At 72.7% G+C, this 418-nt stretch carries 1 protein-coding gene; it reads left to right on the top strand.

Features of this window, described 5'->3' with window-relative positions:
- Positions 1–27 precede the first annotated feature (27 nt).
- A complete protein-coding gene (locus ABD308_RS31830; protein WP_344342793.1) occupies positions 28–366 on the top strand; it encodes a P-II family nitrogen regulator in 339 nt (112 codons plus the stop codon).
- Positions 367–418: the final 52 nt, after the last annotated feature.

The raw sequence follows: 418 nt of genomic DNA, 5'->3' as shown, positions 1-418 counted from the left end.
CGAGAGGAAGACCGAGGTGGACGCCCGATGAAGCTCATCACCGCCGTCATCAAGCCCTACCGCCTGGACGAGGTGAAGGCCGCCCTGCAGGCCTTCGGCGTGCACGGCCTGACCGTCTCGGAGGCCAGCGGTTACGGCCGGCAGCGCGGCCACACCGAGGTCTACCGGGGAGCGGAGTACATCGTGGACCTGGTTCCCAAGGTCAGGGTGGAGGTCCTGGTCGAGGACGAGGACGCCGAGCCGCTGATCGACGTCCTGGTCGACGCGGCCCGGACCGGCAAGATCGGCGACGGCAAGGTCTGGACGGTCCCGGTCGAGACGGCCGTCCGGGTCCGCACCGGCGAACGCGGCCCCGACGCCCTCTGAGGGTCCGACCGGATGGCCACCGCCCCCGACGCCCGCCGGCCCGGCGCCGCCG

This window comes from Kitasatospora putterlickiae, from assembly GCF_039527695.1.
Classification (GTDB): Bacteria; Actinomycetota; Actinomycetes; order Streptomycetales; family Streptomycetaceae; genus Kitasatospora; species Kitasatospora putterlickiae.
The sequence above is the reverse complement of the archived record's forward strand: the minus strand, read 5'-3'. Positions and strand labels throughout refer to the sequence as shown.